At 41.6% G+C, this 15,961-nt stretch carries 20 protein-coding genes; 10 read left to right on the top strand and 10 right to left on the bottom strand.

Annotated features, from left to right (window positions below):
- Positions 1-153 precede the first annotated feature (153 nt).
- Together mltF and DRF63_RS11145 are read left to right on the top strand one after the other, a co-directional pair.
- Positions 154-1,605, top strand: a complete 1,452-nt coding sequence (mltF, locus tag DRF63_RS07445; RefSeq protein WP_005598500.1) for a membrane-bound lytic murein transglycosylase MltF — start codon at positions 154-156, stop codon at positions 1,603-1,605.
- 4 nt (positions 1,606-1,609) lie between these two features.
- Positions 1,610-1,747: a hypothetical protein gene (locus DRF63_RS11145; protein WP_005598497.1), complete on the top strand. Its 138-nt coding sequence runs from the start codon at positions 1,610-1,612 to the stop codon at positions 1,745-1,747.
- Positions 1,748-1,816: 69 nt separating this feature from the next.
- Here DRF63_RS11145 and dolP read toward each other — a convergent pair whose 3' ends face one another.
- Genes dolP through DRF63_RS07425 form a run of 4 tightly spaced genes read right to left on the bottom strand, consistent with a single transcriptional unit; the run spans position 1,817 to position 5,107 of the window.
- Positions 1,817-2,404, bottom strand: a complete 588-nt coding sequence (dolP, locus tag DRF63_RS07440; protein WP_005598495.1) for a division/outer membrane stress-associated lipid-binding lipoprotein — start codon at positions 2,402-2,404, stop codon at positions 1,817-1,819.
- A gap of 21 nt (positions 2,405-2,425) precedes the next feature.
- Entirely contained in the window at positions 2,426-3,004 is a 579-nt protein-coding gene (locus DRF63_RS07435; RefSeq protein ID WP_005598492.1) for a D-sedoheptulose-7-phosphate isomerase, read from the bottom strand.
- Between the two features lie 8 nt (positions 3,005-3,012).
- Complete coding sequence (locus tag DRF63_RS07430) at positions 3,013-3,384, bottom strand: YraN family protein (protein ID WP_005598490.1); 372 nt, start codon at positions 3,382-3,384, stop codon at positions 3,013-3,015.
- Positions 3,359-5,107 (bottom strand): penicillin-binding protein activator, encoded by a 1,749-nt coding sequence (locus DRF63_RS07425; RefSeq protein ID WP_005598488.1) that lies wholly within the window; start codon positions 5,105-5,107, stop codon positions 3,359-3,361. The genes DRF63_RS07430 and DRF63_RS07425 overlap by 26 nt, the downstream gene beginning before the upstream one ends.
- Before the next feature lie 72 nt (positions 5,108-5,179).
- On the opposite strand from DRF63_RS07425, the gene rsmI reads away from it, so the two are divergent.
- Positions 5,180-6,034: a 16S rRNA (cytidine(1402)-2'-O)-methyltransferase gene (gene rsmI / locus DRF63_RS07420; RefSeq protein ID WP_005598486.1), complete on the top strand. Its 855-nt coding sequence runs from the start codon at positions 5,180-5,182 to the stop codon at positions 6,032-6,034.
- A 43-nt stretch (positions 6,035-6,077) separates the two neighbouring features.
- On the opposite strand, the gene DRF63_RS07415 is transcribed toward rsmI, so the two are convergent.
- Both DRF63_RS07415 and DRF63_RS07410 read right to left on the bottom strand, forming a co-directional pair.
- The gene (locus DRF63_RS07415; protein WP_005598484.1) at positions 6,078-6,647 is read right to left on the bottom strand and encodes an elongation factor P hydroxylase; all 570 of its coding nucleotides are present in this window, start codon (positions 6,645-6,647) and stop codon (positions 6,078-6,080) included.
- Positions 6,648-6,704: 57 nt separating this feature from the next.
- Positions 6,705-8,456, bottom strand: coding sequence for a protein-disulfide reductase DsbD (locus tag DRF63_RS07410; protein WP_005598482.1), 1,752 nt, complete (start codon positions 8,454-8,456; stop codon positions 6,705-6,707).
- Between the two features lie 193 nt (positions 8,457-8,649).
- Here DRF63_RS07410 and DRF63_RS07405 point away from each other — a divergent pair, with 193 nt between their 5' ends.
- Together DRF63_RS07405 and DRF63_RS07400 are read left to right on the top strand one after the other, a co-directional pair.
- A complete protein-coding gene (locus tag DRF63_RS07405; protein ID WP_005619674.1) occupies positions 8,650-9,021 on the top strand; it encodes a type II toxin-antitoxin system RelE/ParE family toxin in 372 nt (123 codons plus the stop codon).
- Positions 9,002-9,295 carry a helix-turn-helix domain-containing protein gene (locus DRF63_RS07400; RefSeq protein ID WP_005598477.1) on the top strand — a complete coding sequence of 98 codons (294 nt, stop codon included), beginning with the start codon at positions 9,002-9,004 and terminating at the stop codon, positions 9,293-9,295. The genes DRF63_RS07405 and DRF63_RS07400 overlap by 20 nt, the downstream gene beginning before the upstream one ends.
- A 77-nt stretch (positions 9,296-9,372) precedes the next feature.
- Here the strand turns inward: DRF63_RS07400 and DRF63_RS07395 are convergent, their stop codons facing one another.
- The gene (locus DRF63_RS07395; RefSeq protein ID WP_043991874.1) at positions 9,373-10,326 is read right to left on the bottom strand and encodes a calcium/sodium antiporter; all 954 of its coding nucleotides are present in this window, start codon (positions 10,324-10,326) and stop codon (positions 9,373-9,375) included.
- Between the two features lie 72 nt (positions 10,327-10,398).
- On the opposite strand from DRF63_RS07395, the gene DRF63_RS07390 reads away from it, so the two are divergent.
- The 5 genes from DRF63_RS07390 to artM all read left to right on the top strand — a co-directional run bounded on the left by DRF63_RS07390 (position 10,399) and on the right by artM (position 13,954).
- Positions 10,399-10,896 carry a YbhB/YbcL family Raf kinase inhibitor-like protein gene (locus tag DRF63_RS07390; protein WP_005598474.1) on the top strand — a complete coding sequence of 166 codons (498 nt, stop codon included), beginning with the start codon at positions 10,399-10,401 and terminating at the stop codon, positions 10,894-10,896.
- Positions 10,897-11,120: 224 nt separating this feature from the next.
- Complete coding sequence (gene artP / locus DRF63_RS07385; protein WP_005598473.1) at positions 11,121-11,855, top strand: arginine ABC transporter ATP-binding protein ArtP; 735 nt, start codon at positions 11,121-11,123, stop codon at positions 11,853-11,855.
- Positions 11,856-11,874: 19 nt separating this feature from the next.
- Positions 11,875-12,594: a transporter substrate-binding domain-containing protein gene (locus tag DRF63_RS07380; RefSeq protein ID WP_043991873.1), complete on the top strand. Its 720-nt coding sequence runs from the start codon at positions 11,875-11,877 to the stop codon at positions 12,592-12,594.
- 5 nt (positions 12,595-12,599) lie between these two features.
- Positions 12,600-13,271 (top strand): arginine ABC transporter permease ArtQ, encoded by a 672-nt coding sequence (gene artQ, locus DRF63_RS07375; protein ID WP_005598470.1) that lies wholly within the window; start codon positions 12,600-12,602, stop codon positions 13,269-13,271.
- Complete coding sequence (gene artM / locus DRF63_RS07370) at positions 13,271-13,954, top strand: arginine ABC transporter permease ArtM (RefSeq protein WP_005598468.1); 684 nt, start codon at positions 13,271-13,273, stop codon at positions 13,952-13,954. The genes artQ and artM overlap by 1 nt, the downstream gene beginning before the upstream one ends.
- A 137-nt stretch (positions 13,955-14,091) precedes the next feature.
- On the opposite strand, the gene tehB is transcribed toward artM, so the two are convergent.
- The 3 genes from tehB to DRF63_RS07355 form a co-directional block, all read right to left on the bottom strand.
- Positions 14,092-14,964 carry an SAM-dependent methyltransferase TehB gene (gene tehB, locus DRF63_RS07365; RefSeq protein WP_005598466.1) on the bottom strand — a complete coding sequence of 291 codons (873 nt, stop codon included), beginning with the start codon at positions 14,962-14,964 and terminating at the stop codon, positions 14,092-14,094.
- 124 nt (positions 14,965-15,088) lie between these two features.
- On the bottom strand, positions 15,089-15,601 hold the full coding sequence (hpaC, locus tag DRF63_RS07360; RefSeq protein ID WP_005598464.1) for a 4-hydroxyphenylacetate 3-monooxygenase, reductase component: 513 nt from the start codon (positions 15,599-15,601) through the stop codon (positions 15,089-15,091).
- Positions 15,602-15,616: 15 nt separating this feature from the next.
- Complete coding sequence (locus tag DRF63_RS07355) at positions 15,617-15,928, bottom strand: HI1450 family dsDNA-mimic protein (protein ID WP_005598462.1); 312 nt, start codon at positions 15,926-15,928, stop codon at positions 15,617-15,619.
- Positions 15,929-15,961: the final 33 nt, after the last annotated feature.

Here is a 15,961-nt window from a genome sequence, read left to right as displayed (position 1 = left end):
ATCATTTCTTTTTATTTCCTATAAATACCTAATTTTATTCCTTTTAATCATATTAACGATTATTGTTGTTTAGAATAAATCATATAGGGTTATTCCGTAATCGGGAAAATTCGGCTAGACTTATATGGTAATTGAAATATAGAGGATTTTATATTGAAAGGATTAATTGCCAGATTCATTGCAGGCTTTGCGCTTTTGCTTTGGGCTTGGGATATGGTATTTCCGTGGCAACAATTAATGCAGGCGGAAGAAAACCGCTATAACCAAATTCAACAACGTAAAATATTAAGAGTCGGAATGGTTAATCATCCTCTTTCCTATTTTATCGGGGCGGAAGGTACAGCCGGGATAGAATACGAATTGGCCAAATCGTTTGCTAATTATCTTGATGTAAGATTGGATATTAAAACTTTTGATAACAGTGAGCAGCTCTTTAGCGCATTAAAAGACAATAAAGTGGATATTGCGGCGGCAGGCTTGTTATACCAGCCGGAATTGAGTAAGCAGTTTCAAATCGGTTCGGCTTATTATTCCGCTTCTTGGCAAGTCGTATATAAAAAAGGCAGTAACCGCCCTTATAAACTGTCGGAATTAGAAGGTGATTTGATCATACCTGCCGGTTCGGCGGTATTGCCGATTTTACAACGCTTAAAAGAAGATAATCCGAAACTAAGTTGGCAAACTACTAATCAGTTTACGCAGGAAGAGTTATTGCTCCAAGTCGCCGAGGGAAAAATTCCTTATACGGTCGGCATATCCGTTGATATTTCCGCCGCACAACATATCCGCCCGAATATTGCGGTCGGTTTCGATTTAACCGATGAGGCGCCGGTATTGTGGTATTTACCGAACAGTTCTTATAGTGAGCTGCAAGCTGCGGTATTGGATTTTATGAATCATGCGAACGAAACCGGATTGATCTCACGGATCGAAGAAAAATATTTTAATCATTTGGCGCATTTTGATTACGTCGATATACAAAGTTATTTAAAAGCAATTAAATTGGTCTTACCTAAATATCAGTCCCTGTTTGAAAAGTATCGCGGCGATTTGGAATGGCAGATGCTGGCGGCTATCGCTTATCAGGAATCGCATTGGGATCCGAATGCGACTTCTCCGACCGGTGTACGCGGTATGATGATGCTGACCAGAGATACGGCAGAGCGTATGAAAATTACGGATCGAACTAGTGCGGAACAAAGTATTCGTGCCGGTTCCGAATATCTTCATATGCTGATGAGACAAATTCCCGAAACGGTACCGAAAGAAGATCGTATTTGGTACGGATTAGCCGCTTATAATATGGGATTCGGGCATTTATTGGATGTTCGCCGTTTAACGAGGCAGTTGGGCGGTAATCCGGATAATTGGTTGGATGTGAAGAAGAACCTACCGCTTTTAGCGGAGAAGCGTCATTATAGCGGTTTAAAATACGGCTATGCTCGAGGGTTTGAGGCATTTCAGTATGTCGAAAATATTCGTCGATATTATAGTAGTATCATTAACCATCAAAGGGTAGAGGAACAACAAATCCAGAATAATGAAGAGCAACCGAGTGTTCCGCAAGGGATAAGCAAAGAATCGGATTCAACTTTGAAGGAATAGAGCAATGAAACGTAAACTTAAAACCAAGAAAAAACTCGTGTGTAATCATAAAGCGCGTCGTCTTTTTCATATCTGGAAAACGAAGCACCGTATTGCGGAACGACGAAGATTAGCTTTTATTGCGATGCAAAATGAGGAATAGTAAGCGGTCGAATTTCATTTGTTTTTTGTAAAAAAACCGCCTTTTGTTAAAGGCGGTTTTTCATATCGGTTATTGTACGTAATTAATCACTTTAATTACTTTATTTACCCCGCGCACATTACGAGCTACTTCGGCTGCGGCATCCGCTTGTGCCGGTGAGAGTTTTCCGATTAAGAAGACTTCACCGTTTTCGGTAATGACTTTAACTTCTGTGGCTTTTACTTCCGAGTTGGCTAACAGTTTTGATTTAATCGCAGTAGTAATCCAACTGTCAATAGAGATTTGTCCGACACCGATTTTTTCACCTGTGCGAATTTCATTATAAATTTCTGTCACACCCTCCGCACCGGCTGCAAGATTTTTAGCACTTTCCGAAGCTGACATAGTAGGCGCTTGACCGATTAATAATACTTTGCCGTTGTAAGCCACCACATTGATACGGGCTTCTTCTTTAAGCTGAGCATCTTTGCTTAAGTTATACGCCACACGCTCTTCAAGCACTTCATCATCAACTTGAGTACCCGCGCTACGAGGATCCATCGCCACTTTGCCGGCAACCGCAGCGGAAGTGACAACCGCAGTAGCGATACATCCTTGCAGAGATAGAAGACTGACGGCAAATAAACTGGTTAAACCGATTTTTTTTAACGTAAGCATAACAATATCCTTTTTATAAAGTTAAGAAAAAAGTAAGTGATCAACTAATTCGCATAGCACGTTTACACAAAATTGATGACCTTCAATCACTCTCAGTTCGCTACTGGACGGCATAGAAATTTCGAGATCGTGCTCATCCAATAAGCCTTGCGTATGGTCATTACGGCTACTGGTAAAAGTAATGATTTCCAGCCCTTCATTTTTTGCCGAATGAATCGCATTTAAAACCGCTTCTTCATTACCGGTAGGCGAAAAGGTAATAAAAATATCGCCGTCTTTTGCTACGGCTTGTAACTGTTTGCGGTAGATATTTACCAATTCGCTATCTTGTGCGAGTACGCCGGCAAGTACGCCGTCGAATTGCAATAATAATGCCGAGAAACTGGGGCGATTTAAATCGTATTTATGTAATAAATGGCTGACAAGTAGTTGTGCATTGGCATAAGAGCGACCGTGTCCGCATACGATGATTTTATTTCCCCTTAATAAACAGGCGACTACACGATTAGCCGCTTCACTCAAGGTTTTGGGGAGTAATTCGGCCGCCGCTATTTGGATCTGGATACTTTCGGTAAAACGATCTTGAATTTTTTCGAGCATGAAAAGAACTATCCTAAAAAATTTGGGATCCAAAGAGGCGGATCATTTCCTTCAAAGGCGACAACATCAAAGCGGCAATTTGCGGTATCCAAACTTTGCTTATGTCGCGTAAACAGCCACATATTGGCGGCATCCAGCCATTTTTGTTGCTTCCGATAATCTATACTTTCGACTGCGGAACCGAATCGATTACTTTTACGTTGGCGAACTTCTACAAAAACGAAGGTATCGCCTTGGCGCATAATCAAATCCAATTCGCCGCATTTGAATTGCTGATTTGCCGCAATAAACTTAAGCCCGTTTCGTTCTAAAAATTCACGGGCTTTTTGTTCAAAATTCGCACCTTGCGAACGTTTAGTTAGCGTTTTCCACTGCACCATTACGATATTGCAACCAAGACATTCCGCGTTCGATATTACAGTTAGGGCTGGCGGTTAAATTACCGGTTAAACCTGAAACGCTATAACCCGGAATTTGGCGGAATTCATTGAATTTATTTGCTAACGCCCAAGCATCGGAACCCATTGCATATAAACGCATCATCGAGAAATCGCTTTCCGCTAAAGTTTCCGCTTTTTTATATTCGTCCGAATTCGGGTCCGCAAGCAGAGGAATTTCACTGAATTTCACTCCTTCCATTGCGGTACGGAATTCGATACCGTTATTCGGCGAATTACTGCGTGAAGAGGTATAAATATTCAATTGTCCGGCAAGCGATGAACCGTCGATACCTTGTTTTAATTCAAGTAACTGCTCGGCGGTACCTAACGCATATAATGCCGCACCTTGCACACCGCCCGAATTCTGAATTGCGACAACCGCATCTTGAGGAATATTGTAATAGCGTACGTCCGCATCCGTATTGGTTAATTGTCGCCAACGTTGTGAGAATGCATCTGCGGAACGTTGTCCGAAATCATCTTGTGATGCGGCAACGATAGCACGCGAATAACCGTCGCGATATAAGCGATCCGCTCCGGCTCTCGCTTCCGCTTCCGGCGATAAACCGTAATAACATACGCCCGGAATCGCTTTTACATTTGGTGTCGAATTTAAAGCCAATACATTCACATTTCGGATTTCAGGACTTAACAACATTTCATCGACACGAGATTTTAGTAACGGACCGATAATCGTTTGTGCGCCTTGTTGCTTAGCCTGTGCCAAAATACTTTCGACCGAACCGCTATCCGTATCGTATGTTTGCACCGGAATGGAGTCCGCGCCTTTAGCGTCATTAAAGCCTTTTTTGATAATATCGCCTAAAATTTTAGCGTCACCGCTTAACGGTAAAAGTAAAGCGATGCCGTTTAATTGGGTTTGTTGGAAATTCGATACGTTTTGTAACTCCGCCGGCATGACCGTTACCGCACTATGATTCGGATAGAGTTGTTTCCAGTTATTAATACCCTGCGGCATTTGCGCCGGTGTCGAAACGTTTTGGTTGTAAACCGCAATTAAAGCTAACCAACCGGCAAACTCGGTTTCGCCCGGTCCCGGATTGGCAATAGACAACGCACCTTTATTCGCATTACGTAATAATGACCAAATTTGATTGTTATTTTCTTGACGTAACTTATTATCGATTAATTGAGAAGTCATTAAAGAACGCACTCTCACCGCTTCAAGCACGTCTTTACGATTTTCCGCAATACGCGCTTGTGTTTGATAGTAACGCATACTTTGCGTACGGCTTAATTGGGTCGTCGGCACCAGTCTTAAAAGTGAAACGGCTTGTGCTTCATTACCCTGTAATGCCGCAAGTTGCGCCGCAACCAAGTTATATTCTACTTTTTGAATTTCATTTTTCTGGATATCGGCGAGCGATAGAGTGAGATCGTCGAAGGTATTTTGTGCTTCTGCCGCTTTATTTTCATCAATCAGTTTACGAACGGCTAATAGGCGATAAGTAATTTTATCTTCTTTATCTGTGGCTCGATCCGCTTTATTGATATAAAACTCCGACGTTGCGTATGCTTCGTCTTTGACCGTTTTGGTTAATGGGTTTTCAAAAAAACTTGTACCGGTACAAGCAGAAAGAAAAAGCGCCATTGCGGTTGGGACAAAGACAGTTTTTATTTTCTGTTTTAAAATAGTCGCCATTGTATTGCTCCTAATAGACTATAATGGGCGGAATAATATTGAAATCTTACTTATCAAACGAGTGAAAATCAAATGAAAAACGAACAAAACGGTACTTTGTATATTGTGGCGACACCAATCGGTAACCTTGGCGATATTACGCAACGCGCACTGGATACTTTTGCTCAAGTCGATTTAATTGCCGCCGAAGATACTCGTCATAGCGGTTTATTACTTAGCCATTACGGTATCAAAAAACCGTTTTTTGCCTTACACGATCATAATGAACAACAAAAAGCAGCGGTATTAGTTGAAAAATTACAACAAGGGCTGAATATTGCGCTGATCTCCGATGCCGGTACGCCATTAATTAGTGATCCGGGTTTCCACTTGGTGCGCCATTGCCGCCAAGCCGGAGTCAAAGTTGTGCCGTTACCCGGCGCTTGTGCCGCAATTACTGCACTTTGTGCGTCCGGTATTGCCTCAGACCGCTTTTGTTTTGAAGGGTTCTTACCGGCTAAGACAAAATCACGTTGCGATAAATTAGCAGAAGTGGCTGATGAACCGCGTACCCTGATTTTTTATGAATCAACCCATCGCATTTTAGATACGCTTGAAGATATGCAGAAAATGTTGGGCGCAGATCGTTATGTGGTGATGGCTCGTGAAATTACCAAAACGTGGGAAACTATTCATGGCGATACGTTGGCAAATTTAATTGCATGGTTAAATGAAGACAGCAATCGCATTAAAGGTGAGATTGTGTTAGTGGTGGAAGGAAAACCGGAACAGGCAGATGAAGCGTTTTCTGCTCAAGCGGTCAAATTACTCGGTTTACTTTGCCAAGAATTACCGCTGAAAAAAGCGGCGGCAATCGTAGCGGAGACTTTCGGCTATAAAAAGAATGCACTTTATCAGTACGGTTTAGAATATCTTTCCGATAACTAAAATACAAGCGGTTAAATTTCCTAAAAATTTAACCGCTTATTTGTTAGATTCTCGCCAAATCAAAATTTGCTAAATCAATTTTATCCTCTGTGCCGTAGAATTCGGCTAACGCTTTACGTAGCGTTTCGGCTCGTTTCGGTAAATAACCACGCTCCGCATAAATTTTTACCTGATCAAAAACCGCTTGTTTAAACACGGAATTATCGCCCGGATTGCCGGAAAGATTATCCGCACTGGCAAAATAGCGGAATCCGGCGGCAGTTGCTAACACCCATTCAATCGCTTGCGGTTTAACTTCCACCGATTCAAATTCACGCTGACGTTCCGCCGAGCGTCCGTCCGGTTCGTACCAATAACCGAAATCTTCTAATTTACGGCGTTCAGTTCCTGCCACTAGCCAATGAGCGATTTCGTGTAATGCACTGCTGTAATAGCCGTGTGCAAATAAAATTACATTGTACGGACGATCGGATTTCACGCCGTCTTCATCTAAAAATGCGGGTAAGTAAATCGGGTAGTCTTCGCCCTTTTCTAAGCGAGTATTGTATTCTTCGGCGAAACATTCATCGAAAATACGAATAATGTCTTCAATTTTATGATTGTCTTGGTTCATAGCAAACTTATTGTGATTAATAAAAAATGGCACAAGCGATCAACTTGTGCCGTGAGATTATAACTGATTTAGCCAATTTAAAAATTGATTTGCTTCTAAGAAGCCGGTAACTCTTGATTGTGTCAGTTCCTTACCGTTCTCATCAAAGAATAAAATGGTCGGTAAACCTAGTACGTTGAAGTGTTTCATCAGCTCATCGTTTTGTGCCGAATTATTGGTCATATCCACTTGTAATACCACCATCTCAGCTAATTTTTGCTGTACAGCTTGGTCGGTAAAGGTGTATTTCTCAAACTCCTTACAGGCGACACACCAGTCGGCATACAGATCCAACATCACTTTTTTGCCCTGTGAAGCGGTCAATTTTTCCTGTAATTCTGCAAGGGATTGTACGCGTTCAAACGCTAAGTGGTTGCTTACTTGTGCCGAATGGCTACTGTTGCCTTGATTCCATACTAAATTCGCCCAAGGGTAAGAAGCAACCGCAAAGGTAAGAAACAGTACAATTCTAACCGCTTGTTTGATGACGCCTTGTGTCGGAATCACGCTAATCAACCAGCCGACAAACACCATTGCCAGCGCCGACCACATCAACGGCTCATAATGGCTCGGTAAAATACGGCTAAGTAAAAAGACCGGTAAGGCTAACATCACGAAACCGAAGGCGGTTTTGACTTTTAATAACCAATCGCCCGATTTCGGTAAAATACGGTTGCCGAATAAGGTAATCAGAATTAACGGAATCCCCATTCCTAAGGCTAATAAATAGAGTGCTAATCCGCCGGTGAGCAAGTCCCCACTTTGGGCAACATACAGCAATGCGCCGGATAACGGCGCCGAAGTACAAGGCGAAGCCACTAAGCCGGCAATCATCCCCATTACAAATACGCTACCAAATGCACCGCCTTGCTGTTTTTGGCTCATTGCATTCAGTTTTTGCTGCCATGAATTCGGCAAACGGATTTCAAATAAGCCGAACATCGAAGCGGCTAAAATAGTGAATAAAATCGCAAGCGAAATCAGCACCGGCGGGCTTTGCAACGCCACTTGGAACGGTAAGCCGATCGCCGCCACCACTAAGCCTAATAGCGTATAAGTAAGCGCCATACCTTGTACGTAAGCAAAGCTGAGTAATAAAGCTTTGAACGTATTAGGGCGTTGCTTATTGCCAATCACAATTGCAGATAATAACGGCAGCATTGGTAATACGCACGGGGTAAAGGCTAAACCGATACCCAGTAAAAAGAACCAAAAAATCGATAAGCGATTGTTCGCTAAATTCTCGGCAAGCTGATCCTGTTCCGCTTTCGGTGCATTAGCCAAAGGCTGAGAAGCGGTTGAATTTTCTCTATTTTTTGCAACATTTTGAGCGGAATCGACCGCTTGTTGCCCGTCTAAACTAACGGTGACCGTTTCGGGCGGATAGCAGAAACCTTTGGTACAGCCTTGATAATGAACCGAAAGACTAGCGTTCGCTTGTTCTGCAGAGAACGTTATCGGCAACGTCAGCTGATTACGGAAAATTTCCACCTCACCGAAAAACTCATCGTGATAATTTTCCGCAGCAGGGAACGCTAACGGTTGGATTTCGGCATTTTGCGGCGTGACCTGTATTTCTTTTTTATACAGATAATAACCGTCGGCAATTTGCCAGTTCAGCTCAATTTGTTTATCGGATTTCGGTGTGGCGGAAAAAGCGAATGCTTCGGCTCCGCTCAAATATTTGGGTTGGTCGTTACCGAATAAACCGGCGTGTGCGGAAAGGGTTAGCGTTATGCCGACCAAGAGAAAAATAAAACGTTTTAGCATATCGATATAGAAAGATAAAAGGTGGCGTATTGTAATATAAATAAGTAAGGTCAGGCAAAATGCCTGCTTCTTACAACAAAAATCGTGAATATTTCTTAAAAAAATTGACATAAAATGACATTTTGTGTTGAGAAAGTTACTCGATAAAGCCATAATTAATTTACGCGTTTTCATTCAAAAGGAGAAAAAAACGATGTATGAAATAGTCTTTTATCGAGATAAGCGGGGGAGAGAACCCGTAAAAGAATTTCTGTTAAGGCTACTAAAAGAACGGCAGGAAGGCAGTCGAGAACGATTACACAAAATCAGCCATCATTTGAGTATTTTACATTTGCACGGTACTCGAGCCGGTGAGAATTATATTAAGCATTTGGAAGATCGTATTTGGCAGTTACGTCCGGTGGGCGATTGCCTGTTATTTGCAAGTATTATTCGGGGAAAATTTGTGTTGTTGCATTATTTTGCCAAACAGAATTATCGAATTCCGAAACGAGAAATAGAACGTGCAAAAGTTCGGTTGGCGGATTTACAGGAGAGAATAAAAGATGAGCCCTATTGGTTCTAGTTGGACATCGTTTGAACAAGAAATTTTTGACGAGTCGGAAATAGCGGAAACTCAGTTTCGCATACGGCTTATTTTAGAAATCATTGAAACCCGTCAGCAGCTCGGTATCTCTCAACGAAAATTGGAGAAATTAAGCGGCGTAAAACAATCTATGATTGCTCGGGTAGAAAAAGGCTCGGTTAATCCGTCGTTGGCGACGGTATTAAAGTTGCTTGTGCCGTTGGGGAAAACTTTACAAATCGTACCGTTAGATAAAAACAAAACGGTACGTTAAAACAAGCGGTCGTTTTTCCGAAGATTTTTGCAAAGTCTCCAAGAAAAACGACCGCTTGATTTATTTTATTCGGCTCTTTAAACCAACAGATATAAGGTGTAGGCGACATAGCATATAAAGAGAATCGCACCTTCCGCCCGATTAATTCTGCCCGCTCTTTTACGGAAGCTAAACGCAAAGAAAAATAGCAGAACGGTTACCGCCAACATCACGAGCATATCACGGGAGAACACCTCCGCTTCCACTTGCATCGGTTCGATAGCGCCGGCAATCCCGACCACTGCTAACGTATTAAATAAATTTGATCCGACAATATTTCCTAAAGCAAGATCGGACTCGCCTTTACGGGCGGCAATAATTGAAGAGGCCAGTTCAGGTAATGACGTGCCGACCGCTACAATGGTTAAACCGATAACTAAATCGCTCACGCCGAAATATTTGGCGATTTCGACCGCTCCCCAAACAAGCAATTGGGAACTTGCCATTAAAAATAGTAAACCTATAACGACCCAGAAGAGTGCTTTGCCAATCGGCAATCTCTCTTCATTTAAAGATTCCGTTTGAGCAAGCGTATCATTTTTGCTGCGCAATGCGACCCATATTGTCCATCCCATATAAACGGCAAAAATAATCAATAAAATGACCGCTTCTATTTGGGTGACTTGCGCATCGAACAGCATATACGCTGACACTAACGTAATTAAAATTAACATAGGCAGTTCTTTCTTAATCACTTCGGAAGCGACAATAATCGGTTTGATTAAGGCGGTAACCCCTAAGATAAGCGCAATATTAGTGATATTGGATCCGTAAGCGTTACCGAGCGCAATCCCCGAAGCGCCTTTTAGTGCCGAAGAGGCGGATACCAACATTTCCGGCGCCGAGGTGCCGAAACCGACAATCACGATACCGATTAAAAGCGGAGACATGCCGAAATGACGGGCGGAAGAAGCCGCACCCTCTACAAATTTATCCGCGCTCCAGACGAGTAAAATTAAGCCGATTACAATGGCAAGTGAAGCGTATAACATCATATTTCCTAATAAATTAAATGGGCGTATAGTATAGGTTAATTTTTGATAATTAACTATAAGGAAGGTGCTATGAAAGTAACGAGTTCAGCGATTAAAAACGGAGCGTTTGAAGATAAATACGGCAAACGCGGCAGCCAATTCAGCCCGAACGGTACGCCGAGTTATTCGATTCCGTTTGAAATTAGTGAGGTACCTGAAGGGACGAAATCCTTTGCAGTAGTACTGGAAGATAAAGATGCGATTACCGCCAGCGGTTTTGTGTGGATTCATTGGTTAATTGCCGATTTAGAGCGCACTAAAATTGCTGAAAACGAAAGTCTAACCGCAACCGATTTTGTACAAGGTGCAAATTCCTGGGCAAGTAAATTAGGCAACTTTTCTATCGAAGAAGCTTCAAATTACGGCGGTATGGCACCGCCGAATTGTAAACATCGTTACGAACTTATCGTGTATGCGTTGGATACCAAGCTGAATTTAATTTCCGGTTTCCGTTTTAACGATCTGCATTTCGCAATGCAAGACCATATTTTAGCTACGGCAACCGTGATGGGAACTTATGATGTTTAAGGTTTAAGTTCATACTTAAGAGAGAATTAGCTAGACGGTAGGAGTGAGGATGCTCGCGCCGGCAACGGTAAAACTTCGGAGAAAAACGACTGCTTGTTATATTGAATGACAAGCGGTCGTTCTTTATAAAAATTTTACAAAATCATAATAAAAACAACTTGCATAATTATGCAATAAATTTTACTATTCATTCAGTTATTTGAAATACACAGGATTTTACACGAATGGCAATTCGTATTCACAATGTCAACTTTTTTTACGGTTCAAGCCAAGCATTATTCGATATTAATTTAGATATTGAAAAAGGCGATACGGTGGTGCTGTTAGGTCCGAGCGGTGCGGGTAAAAGTACATTAATCCGCACGCTAAACCTAATGGAAATCCCACAATCCGGTACGCTTGAAATTGCACAACATAAATTCAACCTTTCTGTTAAAACCGATGCGAAAGAAATCGCATTATTACGCCGTGAAGTCGGTATGGTGTTTCAACAATATCATTTATGGCCGCATCTAAGCGTTTTACAAAACCTGATTGAAGCGCCAATGAAGGTGCTTGGTTTAGCTAAGGAAGAAGCAATTCAACGTGCTAAAGCACATTTGGATCGTTTACGTTTAGGCGAATTTGCTGATCGCTTTCCATTACAGTTATCCGGTGGTCAGCAACAACGTGTGGCAATTGCCCGTGCGTTAATGATGCAGCCACAAGTCTTACTGTTTGATGAACCGACAGCAGCATTAGATCCGGAAATTACTGCACAAGTGGTTGATATTATTAAAGAATTACAAGGAACTGGTATTACTCAGGTTATCGTTACTCACGAAGTCGGTGTCGCACGTAAAGTGGCAACCAAAGTGGTATATATGGAAAAAGGCAAAATTATCGAACAAGGCGGAGCGGACTGTTTTGAACATCCGAAAACCGCTCAATTTGAAAATTATCTCTCTCACTCAGAATAAACTTATGCAAGGACACATTATGAAAAAATTATTATTAGTATCAGCTCTCGCACTTAGCGCATTTTCAGCACAAGCAAAAGATTTAACTTTTGCAATGGAGCCAAGCTATCCTCCGTTTGAATTGACCAATGAGAAAGGCGAAATCATTGGTTTTGACGTTGATATCGCCAATGCAATCTGTAAAGAAATCCAAGCAAATTGCTCATTCAAAAGCCAAGCGTTTGACGGTTTAATTCAAGCGGTAAAACAAAAACGTATTGATGGCGCAATTTCAGCAATCGATATTACTGAAGCCCGTGCAAAACAAGTGGCATTTACCGATGCTTATTATGATAGTTCGGCAAGTTTTATTGCGGTAAAAGGTAAAGCGGATTTAAATACGGCTAAAAATGTCGGCGTACAAAACGGTACGACCTTCCAGCAATATGTGTTAGCAGAAGCAAAACAATACGCACCTAAAGCATACGCTTCGTTACAAGATGCGGTATTGGATTTAAAAAACGGTCGTATTGATATTATCTTCGGCGATACTGCGGTATTAGCGGATATGTTATCGAAAGAAGCGGAGCTTTCATTCGTAGGTGACAAAGTAACCAATAAAAAATATTTCGGTAACGGTTTAGGTATTGCGGTAAATAAATCGAATAGCGAATTAGTCGCGGAATTAAATAAAGGTTTAGCGACCATTAAAGCGAACGGCGAATATCAAAAAATCTACGATAAATGGATGACTAAATAATTTTTATGTTCTCAGAATATCTTCCGCTTATTTATAGTGCCACCCTAATGACCTTAGGGTTGGCACTGACTTCCTTGATAGTCGGCTTATTACTTTCAATGTTGTTTGTGGTACTTGAAACCAGTAAACAACCTTGTGTGAGTAAACCGACTTCTATTTTTTTAGCCTTATTGCGTGGTTTGCCGGAGATTTTAGTCGTTTTACTGATTTTCTTCGGTTCAACCGAATTGGTAGAAAAAATTACCGGCGAATATGTTGAGTTTAGTGCGTTTAGTTGCGGGGTATTAGCGCTTTCCTTAATTTTTTCCGCCTATGCTTCGCAATCATTGCGTGGCGCGATTCAAGCCGTACCGAACGGACAATGGGAAAGCGGTGCGGCATTAGGGCTAAGTCGTGCGCATACGTTTTTAAGAATTATTATGCCGCAGGTTTGGCGTCATGCTTTACCGGGTTTAAGTAATCAATGGTTAGTGTTGTTAAAAGATACGGCGTTGATCTCTTTGATTGGCGTGGACGATTTAATGCGTCAGACGGATTTAATTAATACCAATGAACATCAGCCTTTCACATGGTACGGTTTGGCGGCATTAATTTATTTAGCGATTACTTTAATTAGCCAAGTAATTATTGCCGGACTTGAAAAACGTTTCACTCGCTTTGAAAGAGGGGGTAAATAATGTTTCAAGATTATTTAGCCGTTATCGCGCAAGGGATTCCGACCAGTTTGAGCTTAACCGCCGTTTCATTGCTGATTGCGTTTGTATTAGCGGTGATTTTGACCTTCTTACTTTCAATGGAAAGCAAACTGATTAAGGCAATCGTAAACGGTTATTTGATGCTATTTACCGGAACACCGTTATTGGTACAGTTCTTTTTGATTTATCATGGGCCCGGACAATTCCAATGGATTGTCGATAGCTTTGCTTGGCAATTCCTATCCGATGCGTGGTTTTGTGCCGCATTAGCGTTAGCGTTAAATAGTGCGGCGTATTCGACTCAATTATTCCACGGCGCGGTAAAAGCGATTCCGAAAGGACAATGGGAAACCTGTGCGGCACTTGGTTTAAGCCGTTTAGACACTCTGAAAATTTTAATTTCATACGCATTGCGCCGTGCGTTACCGTCGTATAGCAATGAGATTATCTTAGTGTTCAAAGGCACATCGTTAGCTTCAACCATCACCTTATTGGATATTATGGGCTATGCCCGCCAGTTATACGGTACGGAATACGATGCGATTACCATTTACGGTATTGCCGGAGCGATTTACTTAGTAATTACCGGTATTATGACGATTCTGTTGCGCAGAGTAGAGGCGAAGGTGTTGGCGTTTGAGCGTCCGGAAGCCGAGAAAGCGTAAATTTTAGCGATGGTGCTCGTCTCTGACGAGTACCTTTTTTATATACGAACAAGCGGTCTGATTTTGAGAGAAATTTGCAAATTTCCCGATAAATCAGACCGCTTGTTTTTCTGGGAAAGCTCGCTAATTAAGAGGAATTAGGCGACTTTCTTGGCTAACATCGTTGCAAAGCGCATTTTAATACGGTTGCCGTTCGCATCGGTTTTATGCAATTCGCCCAAATCTTCGTTGTATTTTACTAATTCCCAGTCTTGATAATAGTTTGCTAACTCTCCCTCGCCAAAGGTAAATGAGAACGGCATCGGGCATGGATATTCTTCGGTGCTCATCGCACACACAATCAGATTATAGCCACCGACTTTGGTGTTTTTTTGCATATTTTCAATAATTGCCGGAATGCGTTCACGGTTTAAGAACATCATTACAACTGTCGAAACAATCAGATCATATTCGCCATTTTGATTGCCAATCGTTGCTTGGTTAATATCATAAATACCAGTTTCAATCTTGCTCAGATTCTCTTTCTCAATCATATAATTTAAGAATTCGATACTCTCGGAATTATGATCCACCGCCGTTACATCAAAACCTAATAAATTCAGATAGAGAGAATTACGTCCGCGCCCACAACCTAAATCCAACGCTTTACCGGCTTTCACATAATTCACTGAATTTAACACTTCAGAATGAGTTGTGGTTAGATTATATTTTTTCGCATAGTAATCTTTCGCTTCGCAATAGAATGCGAGCTGACATTCCAAATCATCGGAAAGTGCTTCAACTTTATGCCAAATTTGCGGTTCTACAAACGGCGGCTGATTTTCAGGGGTAAAAATCACGCTATTGACTTCTTCTCCTTGTTCAGTCAATTCATAAAATTTTAGTTCGCCTTTAAGAATGGTCAGTTTTGCCCAAGTTCCTTCCTTCGTATTGTGCTTTTCTTGAAACATTTGTGGCAGGCTGTCTTTGCTCCAAACCGGCATTTGTTTATAGCAAATTAAATTTTGCATGATGAGTCCTCTCTAACGAATAAAATAATGGCAAATTTTACTCCTCTGATTTTTCTAGGCAATAAAAAAACCGACTAAAATAGTCGGTTATATCAAAAATACCTAAGATTTATTAGATCGCTTTTTAAATTTCGATGCCTTTAAATTGGCGGCCGAAATAGACTAAACCGGTATTTGGGGTGACATCAATATGTTTCAGCTCAACCATAAAAATAGTATGTGTACCCACCGAATGGGTATCGACAATATCGCCTTGTAAGGCTGAAATCGAACCGCGTAATACCGGTTGTCTGTCAAAGCCTTCGTCCCAAATATCCCAAGCGAAACGTTCTTCCATACTGCTGCACATCATACAAGCAAAATGCTTCGCCATTTCTTCTTGTTCGTGGCTTAATACGTTGATGCACACTTTACCGTTTTGCTTAATGATATCGTGAACGGAACTGCTTTGATTGATACAGAAAAGCAAGGTCGGCGGCGTATCGGTCACCGAGCAAACCGATGATACGGTAATACCGATTTTGCCGGCAGACCCGTTTGTGGTCACAATACTTACCGCAGCGGATAAATGCGCCATCGCATTACGAAATTGTTGTGAAAATTCAGGTACCTCTTGAGGTTTCGGAATACAAGACATAAAGCTCCTTTTAAATTATTCCTTCCAGATCACGTGATATTCTCGGTTATCCGCATCGTGAGAAATCAAGAAACGAGCGAATACGTCATCCATTTCATCTTTATCGTTTACTAAACCGACCCATACTTCGGCAAAAGCGTCGGGATCGATTAACGTACCGATTTCTTGATCCCAATTCTCCGAGGTTTCGACCATTTCTACCGCGCCGCGCTCTTCAAATTGTAAATTGAATAATAAAATATCCGCAGGATCCAAGTTCTCACCTGCCATTTCAAGGAAAATATCATAAGCGAGATCAATCGCTTCATCCGGAGTTAATTTGTTCATAATTTGTTTCTTTTATATAAAAAAATAGCGACT

This window comes from Actinobacillus pleuropneumoniae, assembly GCF_003290385.1.
GTDB lineage: Bacteria > Pseudomonadota > Gammaproteobacteria > Enterobacterales > Pasteurellaceae > Actinobacillus > Actinobacillus lignieresii.
The sequence above is the reverse complement of the archived record's forward strand: the minus strand, read 5'-3'. Positions and strand labels throughout refer to the sequence as shown.